This window comes from Nocardiopsis moroccensis (assembly GCF_055763695.1).
Genome location: NZ_CP199747.1, coordinates 4820239 through 4838460 on the forward strand (window position 1 = coordinate 4820239; position 18222 = coordinate 4838460).

General features: G+C 68.1%; 14 protein-coding genes and 1 tRNA gene. 6 read left to right on the forward strand and 9 right to left on the reverse strand.

Annotated features, from left to right (window positions below):
- Positions 1-401: 401 nt before the first annotated feature.
- The 9 genes from ACUKCB_RS21300 to dnaA form a co-directional block, all read right to left on the reverse strand.
- Positions 402-475: transfer RNA gene (locus tag ACUKCB_RS21300), tRNA-Ile, on the reverse strand.
- 198 nt (positions 476-673) lie between these two features.
- Positions 674-1240: a DUF3566 domain-containing protein gene (locus tag ACUKCB_RS21305; RefSeq protein ID WP_473037362.1), complete on the reverse strand. Its 567-nt coding sequence runs from the start codon at positions 1238-1240 to the stop codon at positions 674-676.
- A gap of 101 nt (positions 1241-1341) precedes the next feature.
- Positions 1342-3957 (reverse strand): DNA gyrase subunit A, encoded by a 2616-nt coding sequence (gyrA, locus tag ACUKCB_RS21310; RefSeq protein WP_473037363.1) that lies wholly within the window; start codon positions 3955-3957, stop codon positions 1342-1344.
- A gap of 58 nt (positions 3958-4015) precedes the next feature.
- Positions 4016-5953 carry a DNA topoisomerase (ATP-hydrolyzing) subunit B gene (gyrB, locus tag ACUKCB_RS21315; RefSeq protein ID WP_473037365.1) on the reverse strand — a complete coding sequence of 646 codons (1938 nt, stop codon included), beginning with the start codon at positions 5951-5953 and terminating at the stop codon, positions 4016-4018.
- A gap of 474 nt (positions 5954-6427) precedes the next feature.
- Positions 6428-6889, reverse strand: a complete 462-nt coding sequence (locus ACUKCB_RS21320) for a DciA family protein (RefSeq protein ID WP_473037366.1) — start codon at positions 6887-6889, stop codon at positions 6428-6430.
- A gap of 79 nt (positions 6890-6968) precedes the next feature.
- The gene (gene recF, locus ACUKCB_RS21325; RefSeq protein WP_473037368.1) at positions 6969-8099 is read right to left on the reverse strand and encodes a DNA replication/repair protein RecF; all 1131 of its coding nucleotides are present in this window, start codon (positions 8097-8099) and stop codon (positions 6969-6971) included.
- A 104-nt stretch (positions 8100-8203) separates the two neighbouring features.
- Positions 8204-9091, reverse strand: coding sequence for a phosphogluconate dehydrogenase (NAD(+)-dependent, decarboxylating) (gnd, locus tag ACUKCB_RS21330; protein ID WP_473037369.1), 888 nt, complete (start codon positions 9089-9091; stop codon positions 8204-8206).
- 88 nt (positions 9092-9179) lie between these two features.
- Complete coding sequence (gene dnaN, locus ACUKCB_RS21335; RefSeq protein ID WP_473037370.1) at positions 9180-10319, reverse strand: DNA polymerase III subunit beta; 1140 nt, start codon at positions 10317-10319, stop codon at positions 9180-9182.
- A gap of 1257 nt (positions 10320-11576) precedes the next feature.
- Positions 11577-13571: a chromosomal replication initiator protein DnaA gene (dnaA, locus tag ACUKCB_RS21340; protein ID WP_473041088.1), complete on the reverse strand. Its 1995-nt coding sequence runs from the start codon at positions 13569-13571 to the stop codon at positions 11577-11579.
- Positions 13572-14349: 778 nt separating this feature from the next.
- On the opposite strand from dnaA, the gene rpmH reads away from it, so the two are divergent.
- The 6 genes from rpmH (at position 14350) to rsmG (ending at position 18155) form a co-directional block, all read left to right on the forward strand.
- A complete protein-coding gene (rpmH, locus tag ACUKCB_RS21345) occupies positions 14350-14493 on the forward strand; it encodes a 50S ribosomal protein L34 (protein ID WP_014909187.1) in 144 nt (47 codons plus the stop codon).
- 120 nt (positions 14494-14613) lie between these two features.
- Positions 14614-15099, forward strand: coding sequence for a ribonuclease P protein component (rnpA, locus tag ACUKCB_RS21350; RefSeq protein WP_473037371.1), 486 nt, complete (start codon positions 14614-14616; stop codon positions 15097-15099).
- Positions 15096-15410, forward strand: a complete 315-nt coding sequence (yidD, locus tag ACUKCB_RS21355) for a membrane protein insertion efficiency factor YidD (RefSeq protein ID WP_191267977.1) — start codon at positions 15096-15098, stop codon at positions 15408-15410. Before rnpA ends, yidD begins: the two co-directional genes overlap by 4 nt.
- A gap of 24 nt (positions 15411-15434) precedes the next feature.
- A complete protein-coding gene (gene yidC, locus ACUKCB_RS21360; protein WP_473037372.1) occupies positions 15435-16373 on the forward strand; it encodes a membrane protein insertase YidC in 939 nt (312 codons plus the stop codon).
- Between the two features lie 144 nt (positions 16374-16517).
- Positions 16518-17006, forward strand: a complete 489-nt coding sequence (locus ACUKCB_RS21365; RefSeq protein ID WP_191267975.1) for a Jag family protein — start codon at positions 16518-16520, stop codon at positions 17004-17006.
- A gap of 417 nt (positions 17007-17423) precedes the next feature.
- Positions 17424-18155, forward strand: a complete 732-nt coding sequence (rsmG, locus tag ACUKCB_RS21370) for a 16S rRNA (guanine(527)-N(7))-methyltransferase RsmG (RefSeq protein WP_473037373.1) — start codon at positions 17424-17426, stop codon at positions 18153-18155.
- The last annotated feature ends 67 nt before the right edge of the window (positions 18156-18222 follow it).

An 18222-nucleotide genomic window follows, 5' to 3' on the forward strand; every position in this document is an offset into this window, starting at 1 on the left:
CTTCCTCTCCAGGACCTTCGCGGTTTGCACCAACGCCCCTGCTAACAGCCGCACGCGCCCTGCGCATGGGGAGGACGACGGCGCACAGGCTCGCCGGAAGCGGCCAGTTCCCCTGTCGGCTGCTCCGCTATGGCGGGACCTACCGGGTGGCCACTGCGGAGCTCCTGGAGCTCTTGGGCGTGCCTCTTCCCACCGGGGGAGCCTCGACTGGAGTCGAGTCGACACAGCGATTCGATCTGTTGTCGACTTGGCGTCTTGTCGTCTTGTCGGTACCGCTCAGGGCCGGAGAAGCGCGGGCTCGAACAGGGATGCCGTGGAGTTCCGCAGTCAAATGGCGGTCACAACAGAAAGAGCCCTGCTCTCCGAGTGGAGAAGCAAGGCTCTGACCAGATGAAACTGGGTGGGCGTACCAGGACTTGAACCTGGGGCCTCATCCTTATCAGGGATGCGCTCTAACCGACTGAGCTATACGCCCTTGTTCCGACGAGAACTCTACCGCATCCCGGGGGCCGGAGCGAACCGGTTCCCTCGGGGCTGGCAAGAGGAGACACGGGCATGCCGCGTCCCTCTTCACCTCCCATTTTAGCGGGTTTCACGAGTGCTCGGGACAGCCCCGGGCAGACGTCGGGCCCGGCTCAAACCAGGAGAACCGGGCCCGGCAGACGTTCGGGAACTACTCGGCCTCGGAGAGGGTGACGTCGACGCCGCCGACCAGGTCGGCGACCAGGTTGTACAGCATCGCACCCACCGTGGACAGGGCGGTCAGGAGCACGACGTTCAGCGCGCCGATGACACCCGTGTAACCCAGCACACGGCCGGGGGAGAACCAGGCGGCCGGGTTCAGGCCCAGCTCGTCCTCTGCCCCGTCACCCTCCAGGAGGGCGCCGATCATGTTGGTCAGCTCGTCGAAGACACCCAGCATCGACAGGGTCGCGTAGATGACGGCGACCGCGACGAACAGGATGATGAAGCAGACGAGGGCGACCACGAAGCTGAACTTCATCACCGACCACGGCTCCACCCGGGAGACCGTCAGGTGGGCCTTGCGGCTCGCCAGGGACGCCTTGACGGCACCCGGCCCCTCGGGCTTGGCGGCTTCGGGCTCCGGCTCGGATTCGGTCGTCACCGTCGTTCCTCCCGACTCCGGCTCGGTCGGCTCCGCCGTTTCCACGTCCGTGTCACCGGCGGTCGCAGCCGCATCGGACTCGTTGCTGGTGGTGTTCCGCTGGTTCTCAGACATAGAAGCGTTACCGCTGGACTTTCGTTGAGACGGGTCGATCCGTGTGTCCCGCGGGGTTCCGGAAAAGAACCCCGCGGGACTTACTGGGCTTAACGCGCAGTCTATGCCTCAGGGTTGCCATCCCCGGCGACCGTCTCCCCACCCGTGTCGGGTGTCTCGGCGGCCTCGACGGCATCGGCGACCTCCTCGGCCTCGGCCTCCTCGGCGGCCTCGGCGTTGGCGGCGACAGCCACGATCTTGTTGCCCTTGCTCAGATTCATCAGCCGGACACCCATGGTGGTACGTCCGGACTGCTTCACCTCGGCGGCACCGGTGCGGATGACCCCGCCGGCGGAGGTGATCGCGAAGATCTCGTCCACCCCCGGGTCCACCATCAGGGCGCCGACCAGCTTGCCGCGGGCCTCCACGACCTTCGCCGTGAGCACGCCCTTGCCGCCGCGGTTCTGCACCGGGTACTGCTCCGAGGGGGTGCGCTTGGCGTACCCGTTCTCGGTGGCGACCAGGACGTCGGTGGAGCCGTCCCCGGGGCGGATGACGTCCATGGAGAGCAGGTAGTCGCCTTCCAGGAAACGCATCCCGATCACACCGCTGGTCGCCCGGCCCATCGGGCGCAGCGACTCGTCGGCGGCCGGGAAGCGGATCGCCTGGGCGTCGCTGGAGATCAGCAGCAGGTCGTCGTCGGGGAAGACCAGGCGCGCCGCGATCAGCTCGTCCTCCTCGCGGAGGTTGATCGCGATGATGCCCGCCGCGCGCGCGGAGTCGAAGTCCTCCAGGCGCGACTTCTTGACCAGGCCCTCCCGGGTGGCCAGCACCAGATAGGGCGCGGCCTCGTAGTCGCGCAGCGCCATGATCTGCGCGATCTCCTCGCCCGGCTGGAAGGGCAGCAGGTTGGCGACGTGCTGGCCGCGCGCGTCGCGGGCGGCCTCCGGAAGCTCGTACGCCTTCGTCCGGTACACCCGACCCTGGTTCGTGAAGCACAGGATCCAGTGGTGGGTGGTGGTGACGAAGAAGTGCTGGACGATGTCGTCCTGCTTGAGCTGGGCGCCCCGCACCCCCTTGCCGCCGCGCTTCTGCGCCCGGTAGTTGTCGATGCGGGTGCGCTTGGCGTACCCACCGCGGGAGATCGTGACGACCACGTCCTCCTCCGCGATGAAGTCCTCCATGCGCATGTCACCCTCGAACGGGATGATGTGCGTGCGCCGCTCGTCGCCGTACTTCTCCACGATCTCGCCCAGCTCGTGGCGGATGATGCTCCGCTGGCGAACGTCCGAGGCGAGGATGTCGTTGTAGTCGGCGATGAGCGACATCAGCTCGTCGTACTCGGCGGTCAGGGCGTTGCGCTCCAACGCGGCGAGCTTGCGCAGCTGCATGTCGAGGATGGCGCGGGCCTGGATGTCGTCGATCTCCAGGAGGCCCATCAGACCGGTGCGCGCCGCGTCGGCGGAGGCGCTGCTCCGGATGAGGCTGATGACCTCGTCGATACGGTCCATGGCCCGCAGCAGGGCGCGCAGGATGTGCGCCCGCTCCTCGGCCTTGCGCAGGAGATACTGCGTCCGGCGGACGATGACCTCGACCTGGTGCTTGACCCAGTGGCGGATCATCTGGTCCAGGCGCAGGGTGCGCGGCACCCCGTCGACCAGGGCCAGCATGTTCGCGCCGAAGGTCTCCTGCAGCTGGGTGTGCTTGTACAGGTTGTTCAGCACGACCTTGGCGACGGCGTCCCGCTTGAGCACGATCACCAGGCGCTGACCGGTGCGACCGCTGCTCTCGTCCCGTACGTCGGCGATGCCGGTGATCTTGCCGTCCTTGACCAGGTCGGCGATCTTCAGCGCGAGGTTGTCCGGGTTGACCTGGTAGGGCAGCTCGGTGATGACCAGGGTCTGGCGGCCCCGGCTGTCCTCCTCGACCTCGACCACGGCGCGCATGGTGATGGAGCCGCGGCCGGTCCGGTAGGCCTCCTCGATGCCCCGCTTGCCCACGATGAGTCCGCGCGTGGGGAAGTCGGGGCCCTTGACCCGGGCGATGAGCTGGTCGAGCAGCTCCTCGTCCTCGACCTCGGGGTTGTCCAGGTACCAGTTGACGCCGTCGGCGACCTCGCGCAGGTTGTGCGGCGGGATGTTGGTCGCCATACCGACCGCGATACCCGAGGAACCGTTGACGAGCAGGTTCGGGAAGCGGGCCGGGAGCACGACGGGTTCGGCGGAGCGGCCGTCGTAGTTGGGCCGGAAGTCGACGGTCTCCTTGTCGATGTCCCGGAGCATCTCCATGGCCAACGGCGCGAGCTTGCACTCGGTGTAGCGCATGGCGGCGGCCGGGTCGTTGCCCGGCGAGCCGAAGTTGCCGTTCGGGTCGACCAGCGGCATCCGCATCGACCACCACTGGGCCAGCCGGACCAGGGTGTCGTAGATGGCGCTGTCACCATGCGGGTGGTAGTTACCCATCACGTCACCGACGACGCGGGCGCACTTGAAGTACCCGCGGTCGGGCCGGAAACCGCCGTCGTACATCGCGTAGAGCACGCGCTGGTGTACCGGCTTGAGGCCGTCCCGGACATCGGGCAGGGCGCGGCCCACGATGACCGACATCGCGTAGTCGAGGTAGCTGCGCTGCATCTCGACCTGGATGTCGACGGGTTCGATCCGGTCGGTCAGGCGCGGCAGGGACTCCACCGGGGAGTCCCCGCCCTCAGGAGTGTCGGGGTTGTTCGCATCCGTCACGGATGTCGATCCCTTCTAAAGCTTGCTTGAGCACGGGCGGGAGGAACGCGGGAGGAACCTAGATGTCCAGGAAGCGGACGTCCTTGGCGTTGCGCTGGATGAAGGCGCGTCGCGACTCGACGTCCTCACCCATGAGCACGCTGAACAACTCGTCGGCCTGGGCCGCGTCCTCCAGGCTCACCTGGAGGAGGACGCGGCGGTCCGGGTCCATCGTGGTGTCCCACAGCTCGTTGGCGTTCATCTCGCCCAGACCCTTGAAGCGCTGCACCATGTCGCGCGGGCGCGGGTCCCTCTTCCCCTGGGCGATCCCGGCCTCGATCAGCCGGTCCCGCTCGGCGTCGGAGAAGGCGTAGCTGGCGTCGGCGCCCTTCTGGTCCCACTTGATCTTGTACAGCGGCGGTGCGGCCAGGTACACGTTCCCGGCCTCGACCAGCGGCTTCATGAAGCGGAACAGCAGGGTGAGCAGCAGGGTGCGAATGTGCTGACCGTCGACGTCGGCGTCGGCCATCAGGATGACCTTGTGGTACCGCAGCTTCTCGGCGTCGAAGTCCTCGTGGATACCGGTGCCCAGGGCGGTGATGATCGCCTGGACCTCGTTGTTCTTGAGGATCCGGTCGATCCGGGACTTCTCCACGTTCAGGATCTTGCCCCGGATGGGCAGGATGGCCTGGTTGTGCGGGTTTCGCCCACCCTTGGCGGAGCCACCGGCCGAGTCACCCTCGACGATGTAGACCTCGCACTCCTCCGGGTTGGTGGACTGGCAGTCCGAGAGCTTGCCCGGCAGGGAGGTGGTCTCCAGGAGGGTTTTGCGGCGGGTCAGGTCGCGGGCCTGACGCGCGGCCACGCGGGCGCGAGCGGCCTGGCTGGCCTTGGACACGATGTCCTTGGCCTCGCCGGGGTTGCGCTCGAACCAGTCGCGCAGGTGCTCGTTGGTGACCTTCTGGACGAAGGACTTGGCCTCGGTGTTGCCGAGCTTCGTCTTGGTCTGGCCCTCGAACTGCGGGTCGGCGAGCTTGACCGAGATGATCGCGGTCAGGCCCTCGCGGATGTCGTCGCCGGTGAGGTTGTCCTCCTTGTCGCGCAGCAGCCTCTGGTCCCGGGCGTACCGGTTGACCAGTGTGGTGAGCGCGGAGCGGAAGCCCTCCTCGTGGGTGCCGCCCTCCGCCGTGTTGATCGTGTTGGCGAAGGTGTGCACGGACGAGGTGTACGACTGGTTCCACTGCATGGCGATCTCGACCGAGATGCCTTCGCCGTCCTCCTCGAAGGAGATGATCGACGCGTGCGCCGGCTCCTTCTTGGCGTTGATGTGCCGGACGTAGTCCGACAGCCCCTCCTCGTAGTGGAAGGTGTTGACGGTGGGTCCGCCGTCGGTGTGGTCGGGCCGCTCGTCGCGGATGGTGATGGACAGCCCCTTGTTGAGGAAGGCCATCTCCTGCATCCGGCGGGCCAGCGTCTCGAACGAGTACGTGGTGGTCTCGAAGATGCCGCCGTCGGCCCAGAAAGTGGTCTGGGTACCGGTCTCGTCGGTCGCCTCACCCTTGATGAGATCGCCGGTCGGGGCGGTCATCTCGTAGTGCTGACGCCACACGTGGCCGTCTCGGCGGATCTCCACGTCCAGCGCTGTGGACAACGCGTTGACGACGGAGACGCCGACACCGTGCAGACCGCCGGAGACCGCGTAGGACTTTCCGTCGAACTTGCCGCCCGCGTGCAGCGTGGTGAGGACGACCTCGACGGCCGGACGCTTCTCCACGGGGTGGAGGTCGACCGGGATACCCCGGCCGTTGTCGGCCACCCTGACGCCGCCGTCGGCGAGCAGGGTCACCTCGATGGCGTCGGCGTGACCCGCCAGCGCCTCGTCGACCGAGTTGTCGACCACCTCGTAAACCAGGTGGTGCAGACCCCGCTCCCCGGTGGAGCCGATGTACATGCCCGGGCGCTTGCGTACTGCCTCAAGCCCCTCGAGAACCGTGATTGATCCTGCGTCGTAGGCCAAGTGGGAACACCCTCCTGCTGGGGACGCCTGTCGGCCGCGGCCGAGCGGACTACGGTCAACCCACGGCAGGGTGATCGCAGGGTCGACATGCCGCGACACCCGGGGATCACCGTTCGCCGCACGGGCCGTCCGCCCACCCTCTACATGGGGGCGTGGTACCGGCTACAGGCGTCTGAAGAACCGTCTCCATGATACCCCGCGCGGTGCGACAAAGTGGCATTGGCGGCCCTGTGCCGCTCCAGAACGAACGTTTGGGGCGGGAGCCGAGTCCCTACACGCGGGGGACCCCTTGCGCAAGTCCCGGCGCGGTTGAGTGCCCTTGGAAGGACGGTCACCCCCCGTCCCCGGCCGCCGGCCCGCAGGTGGAGCGAGTACACACTCGGGAGCCCAAACACCCCACAACGTCTGAAAAGACCCTCGGGACCCCCAGGTCACAGGCGTTTTCACCGTCCCGGAACTCCCTTCCGCAGGGGGTCACCGGCGCCGGAAACCGGGACCCTTGACCTTGATCGAGACGACGGTGCCGTCCCCCAGTTCCTCGTTGAGGCGGCGGACCAGATCACGCACCATCGCTCGCGCGTGGGCCGCCATCGTCGGCGAATCGGCGACCACGACGAGTTCGCCCTCCGAGTAACTCTCCGGCCGGAGGTGCTCGGCGTTGAACTCACCCACGATGTCCGCCCACCGGCCGAACACCCCACCGATGGCCACCTGTTCCTGCCAGCCGTGCTCGATCAGCCAGGTCCGCACCGCGTCGCCGAACAGTTGGGGCTCGTTCCGTGACCGCAACCGGCCACGCCTGCGAGTGCGGTTCATTCCCCTGGGAACGGCTCCGCGCTCCCGTGCCTCCGCCTTGGCCCGGGCCAGAGCCTGGCGGGCCAGATCCGCCCCGGAGGCCGGGGGGACGGGCGGGACCGCGGGCGGGTTCTCGTCCACAGGCTGTGGACGGGCCGCATCGGTGGGAAGCTCCGGGACGCCCCGACTCGACCCGGGGTCCACAGGCTGTGGATAACGGTCACTCACTCTCGACCACCCCCTGACGCACCCCGAACCTGGCACCGTCCAGTTCCTTCGGGATGTCCTCGCCGACCGCGGCGGTCACCAGGACCTGTTCGGCGTCGCGCACCCGTTCGGCCAGCCTCCGGCGGCGCTCGGTGTCCAGTTCGGCGAAGACGTCGTCCAGGATCAGCACCGGGTCATCGCCCTCCGCCCGCAGCAGCTCGAAGGCGGCGAGCTTGAAGGACAGGGCGTAGGACCAGGACTCGCCCTGACTGGCGTAACCCTTGGCGGGCAGGTCGCCGAGTTGCAGGTGGAGTTCGTCGCGGTGCGGTCCGACCAGGCTGATCCCGCGCTGCAGTTCGCGCTCGCGCGCCTGGGTCATCGCCTCGCGCAGCGCTTCCACAAGCTGTGGACGCTCGTGCGGCACCTCCGCCCCCTCCGGGACCGCCGAGCTCCGGTAGGTGGGCACGGCCGGCCCGCCGGAGTCGGTCAGCCCCGCGTAGGAGTGCGCGATCAGCGGACGCAGCTCCTCCACCAGGCCCAGCCGGGCGGCGAGGAGTTCGGCTCCGGTCTCCGCGAGATGGGAGTCCCAGACCTCCAGCGTGCTCAGGTCGGGCGCGGCCCGCTGCCGCAACCGGGCCGAGGCCGACTTCAACAGGGCGTTGCGCTGCTTGAGCACCCGCTCGTAGTCGGAGCGCACCCCCGCCATCCGGGGCGCCCGCGCCACCAGCAGGTCGTCGAGGAAACGGCGCCGCTCTCCCGGATCCCCCTTGACCAGGGCCAGGTCCTCGGGGGCGAAGAGCACCGTGCGCAGAATGCCGAGCACGTCGCGGGGACGCCCCGCGGCGCCCCGGTTGACCCTGGCCCGGTTGGCCCGCCCGGGGTTGATCTCCAGGTCGACCATCATGTCCCGGCCGTCCCGGACGACCTTGGCGCTGACGATGGCGCGGGGCGCGCTCTGGCGGACCAGCGGCGTGTCGGAGGAGACCCGGTGGCTGCCCAGGGTGGCGACGTAACAGATCGCCTCGACCAGGTTGGTCTTGCCCTGGCCGTTGGATCCGACGAACGCGCTCACCCCGGGTTCGAGGCGCACAAGAGCCGACTCGTAGGAACGGAAGTCGGCCAGTTGCAGGTGGGAGACGTACATCCGGCCTTCCTCCTGGAGGGGAGCGCAAAAGCGGAAAGGGGTGCGGAAGAGGAATCGGGGGCGGTCCGGTGTACCCCGGACCGCCCCCGGAGGAGAGACGGTGGCTAGGCCTGCTCGTCCGCCTTGGTGACGGCGTGGCCGCCGAACTGGTTGCGCAGGGCGGCGACGACCTTCATGGCCTGGCTGTCGTCCTGCCGGGAGGCGAACCGCGCGAAGAGCGAGGCGGTGATCGCCGGTGCGGGCACCGCCAGGTCCACGGCGGCCTGGACCGTCCAGCGACCCTCGCCGGAGTCCTGGGCGTATCCGCGCAGCTCCGACAGGTCCGGGTCCTCCTCCAGGGCGCGGCAGAGCAGGTCCAGCAGCCAGGAACGGACGACCGTCCCCTCACGCCAGCTCTCGAAGGTGCCCGGGACGTCGTCCACGAGACCCGAGGCGACCATGAGCTCGTAGCCCTCGGCGAAGGACTGCATCATGCCGTACTCGATGCCGTTGTGGACCATCTTCACGAAGTGCCCGGCACCGACCGCTCCGGCGTGTACGAAACCGCCGCCTTCGTCGGGTGTCAGGGAGTCGAAGACGGGGCGCAGGCGCTCCACGTCCCCGGCCTGGCCGCCGACCATGATCCCGTAACCGTTCTGACGCCCCCAGACACCGCCGCTGACCCCGGCGTCGACGTAGCCGATGCCCTTCGCGGACAGCGTCTCGGCGCGGGCTCGATCGTCGGCGTAGTGCGAGTTCCCGCCCTCGACGATGACGTCGCCCTCGGAGAGGAGGTCACCGAGCTCGGAGATGATCGTGGCCGTCGGTTCGCCCGCGGGGACCATCACCCACACGAGGCGGGGGGCCTCCAGGCGGCCGACCAGCTCGGCCAGGGACTCGACATCCCGGTCACCGGGGGAGACGTCGTAGCCGACGACCTCGTGCCCCTTCTCCCGGAGCCGGGCGGCCATGTTGCCGCCCATCTTGCCGAGGCCGATCATTCCGAGTTGCATGTGTGGACTCCCCCTTGGGCACCTGTGGACACGTGGAAGCCGACCGGCCCGGGCGCGGCGGACGCGTTCGGTCGGACGGGCGTTCGGGTCAGCCGGAGAGGCGCACCGGCATGATCAGGTATCGGTACTCGGGGGACGAGCCCTCCTCGGCCGGCTTGCCGGTGAGGATCGCGGGCTTGGTCGAGGTGGTGAAGTGCAGGCGTGCCACGTCGGTGCCGATGGCGCCGAGTCCGTCCAGCAGGAATCCGGAGTTGAACGCGATCTGGATGTCGTCACCGTCCAGGTCCGCCTCCAGGGTTTCCACAGCCTGTGCGTCCTCGCCGGTGCCCGCCTCCAGGACAAGGGCGCCCTGGGAGAAGGCCAGCCGCAGCGGGGTGTTGCGCTCGGCGACGAGCGAGACGCGCTTGACGGCCTCGACGAACTCGGAGCGGCTGACCTCGGCCACCGTGTTGAAGGTGTCCGGCAGCAGTGCCCGGTACTTGGGGAACTCACCGTCGAGCAACCGGGTGGTGGTCCGGCGGCCGCCGCCCTCGAAGCCCATGATGCCCTCGCCGGAGTCGCTGCCCGAGAGGGCGATGGAGACCTCGGCGCCCGAGGTCAGCGTCTTGGCGGTGTCGTGCAGGGTCTTGGCCGGGACCAGGGCGACGGCGGAGAGGTCGGGGTTCTCCGGCTTCCAGTTCAGCTCGCGGACGGCGAGGCGGTAGCGGTCGGTGGAGGCGAGCGTGATCGTCTCGCCCTCGATCTCGACCCGGACACCGGTGAGCATGGGCAGCGTGTCGTCGCGGCCCGCGGCCACGGCGACCTGGCTGACGGCGGCGGCGAACACGTCGCTGCCGATGGTCCCGCTGACCCCTGGCATCTCCGGGAGGGACGGGTAGTCCTCGACCGGCATGGTGTTCAGGGTGAACTTCGCGCTTCCACAGGTGACGACGGCCTTGGAGCCGTCCGTGGAGATCTCCACGGGCTGTGGAGGCAGGTTGCGGGTGATCTCGGCGAGGAGACGACCGGAAACCAGGGTCTGCCCGGCCTCCTCGATCTCGACGTCGACCGAGACCTGTGCGGACACCTCGTAGTCGAAGCCGGACAGGCGCAGCCGCTGACGGCCGTCGGTCTCGCCGGCGTCCAGCAGGATTCCGGCGAGCACCGGTACCGAGGGGCGTGTCGGCAGTGTTCGCGCTGTCCAGGCGACAGCGTCGGCCAGTACGTCGCGTTCGACCCGGAACTTCACTTTCCGACTCACTTTCCGCACGACCGGTGGACCGGTCGCAGCCTCAACGTTGCAGCTCGTGGGTGTCTCGTGGGTCTGCCGGGCGGCTCCGTCAACAGGATGTGGACGGTGTCCGCGACGAACGCGGGCCGTGCCACTGGAGCGGCCTCGGTTCCCGTAGGGGTCACCGCTCAGATCTGGGCGGCTCAGGACAGGGGCGAGACCACACGTTACCCGGATTCACCGCCTGCCGCTGCCAGCTCGGCACGGGACCGCCGTCACCTCGATCTCGGGACTTTGTCCACAGATTTGACGCGGAGCTGTTTTGAAGCCCCCTCTTGGTTACTCAAGGTGCGTAGTAGTAGTAGGGCCTGTGGATAATGTGGATAACCATCGTTTTCGCAGGTCACCCCGCGAATTTTTGTCCACAGGTCCTGTGGATGACCCTGTGCGTAACTCGGCCTCCCTGTGGACGGAACAGAGGGCCCTCAGGTTGTCCACACCTCATCCACAGGTTCGTCCACAGGTTTTCCCCAGGTTGTCCACAACAGCCTGTGGTTCGGTGATCCGATGACCCATGGTTGCGTCCACAGGGGGACCCCCGGTTACCCACAGGCTCGGAGCAGTTGTCCACAGATTATCCACAGGGTTGTCCACAGATTTGACGCCCTTCCTGTGGATAACTTGGCCGAGAAGAGCGAAAATTTTTTTTCCGAACCGCGCGCAGACCTCGCGAACCTGGACAAACAGTCTGTACACAGGGTTTTCCACAGGCTCTTGGCGAACTACGAACCCCGGTCGTTGTCACGGTCTCCGACCAGGCTCCTCCGGGAGCGGTGTGGGCAGGGCAACAAGCGCTGGAGTCCTGGGGAAACAGGGAAAACAGTGCGTGTCCGGCACGGACGGTGCTCGATACGTACGACACGGGCGTAACCGGCTTCGGGGGAGCAATGACCACACAAGCCTGTGGATAACTCGGTGCGGGCGGTTGAACCTCGGAGCCAGTGGACAGGACGGGCCGCCCACGGAGCTCTCGTGCCGGTGCCGGACACCGTGGGGAAGGGTCGACGGGTAGAGCTGTCGACACGGCGACACGGCGACACAGAGATACGGAGATACGGAGATACGGAGACACATCGCCCGGGGCGGTGCCCGGGCACCGCCCCGGGCCCGGAGAAACAGCGGGGGCCGCCGTCCCCTGTCGGACGCGGCCCCGTTGTACACCTTCGGCGTTCCTGTGTCCCCGCCCCGGCGTTCCGGTGCCGGGCAGAAGCCCGGTCAGGTCAGCGAGGGCTGGTCCTTGATCCGGCTGGTCAGTTCGTGGACCTGGTTGTAGATGGAGCGGCGCTCCGCCATCAGGGCGCGTACCTTGCGGTCGGCGTGCATGACGGTGGTGTGGTCCCGGCCGAACTGCTGGCCGATCTTGGGCAGGGAGAGGTCCGTGAGCTCGCGGCACAGGTACATGGCGATCTGCCGGGCCGTGACCAGGACCCGGGACCGCGAGGTCCCGCACAGGTCCTCCAGGCTCAGCCCGAAGTAGGCCGCGGTCTGGGACATGATCGCGCTCGCCGTGATCTCCGGGACCTCGGCGTTGGGGACCAGGTCCCGCAGGACCTGGCCGGTCAGGTCCAGGTCGACGGACTGCCGGTTGAGGCTGGCGAACGCGGTCACCCGGATGAGCGCGCCCTCCAGCTCACGGATGTTGGTGGAGATCTTGCTGGCGATGAACTCCAGGACCTCCGGCGGGGCGGCCAGTCCTTCCTGCGCAGCCTTCTTGCGCAGGATGGCGATCCGGGTCTCCAGCTCGGGCGGCTGGACGTCGGTCAGCAGGCCCCACTCGAACCGGCTCCGCATCCGGTCCTCCAGTGTGGTCAGCTGCTTGGGCGGCCGGTCACTGGAGATGACGATCTGCTTGTCGGAGTTGTGGAGCGTGTTGAAGGTGTGGAAGAACTCCTCCTGCGTCTGCTCCTTGTTCTCCAGGAACTGGATGTCGTCCACCAGGAGCACGTCGATGTCCCGGTACCGGCGGCGGAAGCCGTCCGCCTTCCCGTCCCGGATCGAGTTGATGAACTCGTTGGTGAACTCCTCGGAGCTCACGTACCGCACCCGGGAGCCCTCGTAGAGCCGGTGCGTGTAGTGGCCGATCGCGTGCAGGAGGTGGGTCTTGCCCAGCCCGGAGCCCCCGTGGATGAACAGCGGGTTGTAGGCCTTGGCCGGGGCCTCGGCGGCGGCCACGGAGGCCGCGTGCGCGAACCGGTTACTGGAACCGATGACGAACGTGTCGAAGGTGTACTTCGGGTTCAGCCGCGCGTGCTCGCCCGGCGGGATCTCCGGGGAGCGCCCGGGCGGAGAGGCGGGGGAGCCCGCGCCCCCCTTCTCCTCCGACGGCTCCCGTGCAGGTGCCTGGGTCTCCTCGGCGGGCTGCTCCCGCCCCGGGGCCGGGCCCTCGGGGCCGGGCGCCGAGGGCTCCGGCGCCTCCGCGGCCGGAGTCTCCCAGCGGTTGGGCTGGTCCCAGGAGGATTCTCCCCATGCCTGCTGCTGCCACAGCTGTTCCTGGGCGGGCTGTTCCCAGCGCGGGGAACGGGAGGAGGGGGGAGCCCCCTGGACGCCGGGCGCGGGCGCCTCCGGTGGCGCGGAGTGGGAACGGGGGGCCTGGGGGTGCTGCCCCTGGGCCGGCTGGTCCTGGTCAGGTGCCCAGCCCCCCGGGGCCGCGTACCACCGGTCACCGTTCTGGGGCGCGGGGTGCCTGGGCGCGGCCTGTTGCTGGGGTTCCTGAGGCGGGGGAGCGGCGCCGAGCAGGTCGGCCTGGGCCCGGGCGTGGCCGGGGTGCGCCCCCAGTGCCTCGGAGGGGTGCGGTTCGGTCGGGCGTGCGTGCTGGCCACGGGACTCGTGCGCCGCGCCCTCCTGGGGAGGGGGTTCGTGTGCGGGGGGTTCGGAGCGCGGCGTGGCCGGGGCGGAACCCTGCGAAGCGGGGCGGGGGCCGTGCGCTCCCGGTGCACCGCCGTACGGTGCGGGGGTCGGCGGCGGGGTCGGTACCGCGGTGGGGTCCACTGTCACCGCGACCCGGATCTCCCGGCCCAGGTGTGCGGAGAGGGCCTTGCTGATCGCCGGGTAGAGACGTGTCTCCAGGACCTTCTTGGTGAACTCGTTGGGCGCTGCGATCAGCGCCGTGTCCTCGATCAGACCCAGCGGACGGGTCTGCGGCAGCCAGGCGCGCTGGTGCGCGGGCAGGGAGTCGTTGTCGATCCCGTCCAGCACGCTTGACCAGACCATTGCGAGGTTGACCTGTGCTTCAGCCAAGGTGACCTGCCATGGTTGCTGTCCCTTCGGTGCGGATCTGTTCGGTGCGGATTGGTAGCGGTGAGGGGACGGGGGAGGTTGGTACGGCCTGTCACGGGCACGGTTGAGCCCCTGCGGGGCCCGCCCCTCCCATTGTCCTCCCCTCCGGGGGGTGCCGGGGCAGGGAGTAAGGGGGTGTGGTGGGTTCGTCTGGCCGTACGGGGCCTGTGGACAGCGGAATCTGCCAACAGCGGCCAAGGGTTTGACTACCTCTGGGTATCCACAGGATCAGAGGGTTGTCCACAGGTTGTGCACAGGTTTATCCACAGGATGACAGCTGGCTGTGCACTCTGTGGGGTTATCCACAATTTGCAGGTCAGAAGGTGTGTAAAGCGCTCGTCCGCAGCTTCCTGAAGGCTGGGGGCGAAGCGAGGAGAGAGTTATCCACAGGTTGAGGTTATCCACAGGACACGCCCCACTGTGGAAGTTGTGCACCCTGTGGACAACTGGTTGTCCACAGGGGCGGGGATAGGCTGTGCGCAGTGGTGTCCGCCACCTGCCGGGCCGCGTCCGGCGGACCCGGGCCCCGGTCCGCCGAGCGGTCTGATTTGACCACGGCCCGACCAGGTCGTATCTTCTTTATGCTTATGCCGATGATTCTGTCCGCGCTCATGTCCGACATGGGAGCGCGGCATCGACACATGCACAGCAAGGCCCCGCATATCCTGGGGGTCTGTCGTAGTACTTTCCTGACACGCCCCTGGAGCCAGTAGTGAGCAAGCGTACGTTTCAGCCGAACAACCGGCGTCGCGCGAAGGTCCACGGCTTCCGGCTGCGCATGCGTACGCGCGCCGGTCGCGCCATCATCGCCTCGCGTCGTCGTAAGGGACGCGCCGCGCTGACCGTGAGCCACTAGGGCCACGTAAGCCTCAAGTCTTCACTGGGACCGGTCCGGCCTTCTTGCCGGTCGGTCCCTTTGTCGTGGGGTACGGATCCGGTAGTCGAGGGCCGTGCCCCCTCTCCCGGAGGAACGCCGATGTTGTCGCCGGAGAACCGGATGCGTCACAGCGCCGAGTTCGGAACGGTCATGCGCTCGGGCCGGCGCGCATCGCGTGAGGCCCTGGGCGTCATCTACCTCGCACCCCGACAGCCGTCCGACCAAGACACCGACGCCGCGGCGCCGCCGCGCGTCGGTTTCGTCGTGAGTAAGGCGGTCGGGGGAGCGGTGGTGCGCAAACGCGTACAGCGGAGGCTGCGTCACCTGATGCGGGCTCGGTTGGCTGTTCTGCCAAACGGTAGCCTGCTGGTAGTGCGGGCCAAGCCCTCTGCCGCGAACATGCGGCAGCAGGATCTGGCAGTACAACTCGACAGCGCGATCGCCGCGGCGCAGCGGCCCCGGGGGGCCGCCAAGCGTCGACGGGGCCGTGGGGGCCCGCGCCCCGAATCGGCCGAGTCGGCGAGGAGCGAGGCAGACGGTGACCGTCGCCCACCCAGGGGCGGAGAACGGTGGGCGAAGCAATGACCGAGCACAGACCGACGTCGTTCGCACGGCTGCTGATCCTGCCCATCCGTGGTTACCAGCGCTTCATCAGTCCGCTCTTCCCCCCGGTCTGTCGTTTCTACCCTTCGTGCAGCGCGTACGCCGTCGAGGCGCTCCGCGTGCACGGAGCCCTGCGCGGGTTGTGGCTGGCTGTCAGGCGTATCGCCCGCTGCCATCCCTTCAACCCGGGGGGTCTTGATCCGGTTCCGCCGCCCAGGGGGCGCGGGAACGAGGAGTCCGAGGAGTCTGCGGGCGGAACCGGGAACACCGGCGCCGCTTCCGGGGACCAGTAGTTTCACTGAACTAGGAGTTGGCCGGTGCTGGACTGGCTTTACAACATCGTCGGCTGGACGTTGGTCCAGATCCACGCGGGTCTGTCCTTCGTCGGCCTGAACCCCGACAGCGGGTGGGCGTGGGGCCTGTCCATCGTGCTGCTCACCGTCGTCATGCGGCTCCTGCTCGTGCCGCTGTTCGTCAAGCAGATGAACACGCAGCGCAAGATGCAGGAAGTCCAACCGAAGATCATGAAGCTTCGGGAGCGCTACAAGCACGACAAGGAGCGACTCCAGAAGGAGTCGATGAAGCTCTACCAGGAGAGCGGGACCAACCCCATCATGGGTTGTCTCCCCCTCCTCCTGCAGATGCCGGTGTTCTTCGCACTGTTCAGCGTGCTGCGCAGCGTTGCCGAGGGCAATGTCCGGTACGGCTTCACCGAGGAACTCGCCAACAGTGCCCGTGAGGCGCTGATCTTCCACGCCCCGATCGCCGCGCAGTTCAACACCACCCCGGAGGAACTGCGCCAGCTCGGCGCGACCGACCCCGTCATGGCGAAGATCGTCATCGCGATCGCCTGTGTGGTCATGGGCACCACGACGTTCCTGACCATGCGGCAGAGCATCAAGCGCAGCATGGCGCAGCAGCCCGACAACCCGATGATGCAGACCCAGAAGATCATGATGTACCTGGCGCCCGCGTTCGGGCTCTTCGGTCTCGCGATGCCGGTCGGTGTGCTCGTCTACTGGGTCACGTCCAACGTCTGGACCATGGTGCAGCAGCACTACCTCTACCGGAACCAGCCCCTCCCCGGTGACGGGGACCAGTCGGGCAAGGGCAGTACCGCCAAGGGCTCGGCCAAGGGCATGCTCGGCCGGAAGAAGGCCCCGGAAACCGCTCCGGAGCCCAAGGAAGAGCCTAAGATCGAACGTAAGCAGCCGAAGAAGCAGCCGCGCTCCAAGCGCAGCGGCGGGTCCAACTGAGGATCTTCCTGTTTCGTGTCGGCGGCGACGACTTTCCAGTACGCAGGCGACAATGCCCCTGAGGCGTACGACGGCCAGGGACTGACGGATTGAGGAGACGGGATCGCTGTGGGAAGTAGCGAGGAAGAGAGCGGTGGCGTAGCGGTGGCTGAGGCACCTGAGGCCGGAATCGACATCGAAGCCCTGGAGAACGAGGGTGACATCGCCGCGGACTACATCGAGGGCCTCCTCGACATCGCGGACTTCGACGGCGACATCGACATGGACGTCGAAGGGGACCGCGCGATGGTCTCCGTCGTCGGTGCGACCCTGGACGAACTGATCGGTGACGACGGTGAGGTCCTGGAGGCCCTCCAGGAGCTGACCCGTCTGGCCGTGCACCGCGCGACCGGGGAGCGCAGTCGCCTCATGCTGGACATCGGCGGCTACCGCGAGGGCCGTCGCAAGGTGCTCTTCCAGATCGGCACCGAGGCCGCGAACAAGGTCAAGGAGAGCGGGGAGATTCACCCGCTGGAGCCGATGACCCCGTTCGAGCGCAAGGTCGTGCACGACGCGGTCGCCGCTGCCGGTCTGCGCAGTGAGTCCGAGGGTGAGGAGCCCAACCGCTACGTGGTGGTGCATCCGGCCGACTAGCGTTTCCGGTCGCGGATGTCAGGGGCGGTGTTTCACGTGAAACACCGCCCCTTCGTCGTGCGAGGGCCGGCTCTCGCACGGGTGGCGGGGGCAGCGGTCACGGACCGCGGGCGCGGGGCCCGCGAGGAGCCTCCGGGGGTGTTTCACGTGAAACCCGGGTGCGTCCCACGCATAGGATCGTCTCCGGGGCCTTCCCGCCCACGAGCCGTTCCGCCCCGGTACTCCGGGACGACGCCGCGAGTGGATCCGCGAGCCACGCGGCCCGTGCGGGGGAGGGGGTAACCCCGTGCGTGCGGGCGACCGTGATCCGCCGCGCGTTTCCCACGCCGGTCGACAATGCTCCAAATGGACAGGTCGACATGGCGACCCGACGGTTCATGGAAGTGATGATGGACGAGTTCCGACAGGTGGTGACCGATGACCTCGGGCACTGAGGAGCCCGGCGCTACGCTCCCCGCCCCGCCCCCGCAGGCCGAGGCGGTCTTCGGCGACACCCTGCCCACGGCTGCGCGCTACGCCGAACTCCTCGCGGACGACGGGGTGCGCCGAGGATTGATCGGCCCCCGCGAGGTGCCCCGCCTCTGGGAGCGACACCTCATCAACTGTGCTGTCGTCGAGGAGTTGATCCCCGAGGGCGCGGAGGTGGTGGACATCGGGTCGGGTGCTGGACTGCCCGGTCTGGTGCTCGGTCTGCTGCGCCCGGATGTCAGGGTGACCCTTCTGGAGCCCCTGCTGCGACGGACGGTCTTTCTCGACGAGGCTGTCGAGACCCTCGGCCTGGCCAACGTGGAGGTTCGGCGGGGGCGTGCCGAGGAGGTGCACGGCGAGCTGTACACCGACTTCGTCACCGCCCGCGCGGTCGCCCCACTGGGCCGTCTCGCCGGTTGGTCGCTGCCACTGCTCCGCAGGGGCGGGAGCCTGTTGGCCCTGAAGGGGGAGCAGGCGGAGGCCGAACTGGCCGAGGCGGAGAAAGACGTTTCGAAACTGCGTCCTGGCGTCTGCGATGTGATCAGGGTGGGTCGGGGTAAAGTCGATCCCGCTACCACGGTCGTTCGCGTCACGGTGACATCCGACGGTGGTCCGCCCGTGCCCGGAGGATCCCAGAAGAAGGCGCGGAGCGGCAAAAAGAAGCGCGGACGGAAGAGGTGAACTCATTCGTGCCCCAGAACCCAGCCGACAACGCCGGTGTTTCACGTGAAACCCCGGCGGGCGCCTA

What these genes read in the sequence shown, in the direction of transcription:
- ACUKCB_RS21305 (WP_473037362.1), bottom strand. Translation starts at nt 1,240, where the DNA reads ATGTCTGAGAACCAGCGGAACACCACCAGCAACGAGTCCGATGCGGCT.
- recF (WP_473037368.1), bottom strand. Translation starts at nt 8,099, where the DNA reads ATGTACGTCTCCCACCTGCAACTGGCCGACTTCCGTTCCTACGAGTCG.
- gnd (WP_473037369.1), bottom strand. Translation starts at nt 9,091, where the DNA reads ATGCAACTCGGAATGATCGGCCTCGGCAAGATGGGCGGCAACATGGCC.
- dnaA (WP_473041088.1), bottom strand. Translation starts at nt 13,571, where the DNA reads ATGGTCTGGTCAAGCGTGCTGGACGGGATCGACAACGACTCCCTGCCC.
- rnpA (WP_473037371.1), top strand. Translation starts at nt 14,614, where the DNA reads ATGTTGTCGCCGGAGAACCGGATGCGTCACAGCGCCGAGTTCGGAACG.
- yidD (WP_191267977.1), top strand. Translation starts at nt 15,096, where the DNA reads ATGACCGAGCACAGACCGACGTCGTTCGCACGGCTGCTGATCCTGCCC.
- rsmG (WP_473037373.1), top strand. Translation starts at nt 17,424, where the DNA reads ATGACCTCGGGCACTGAGGAGCCCGGCGCTACGCTCCCCGCCCCGCCC.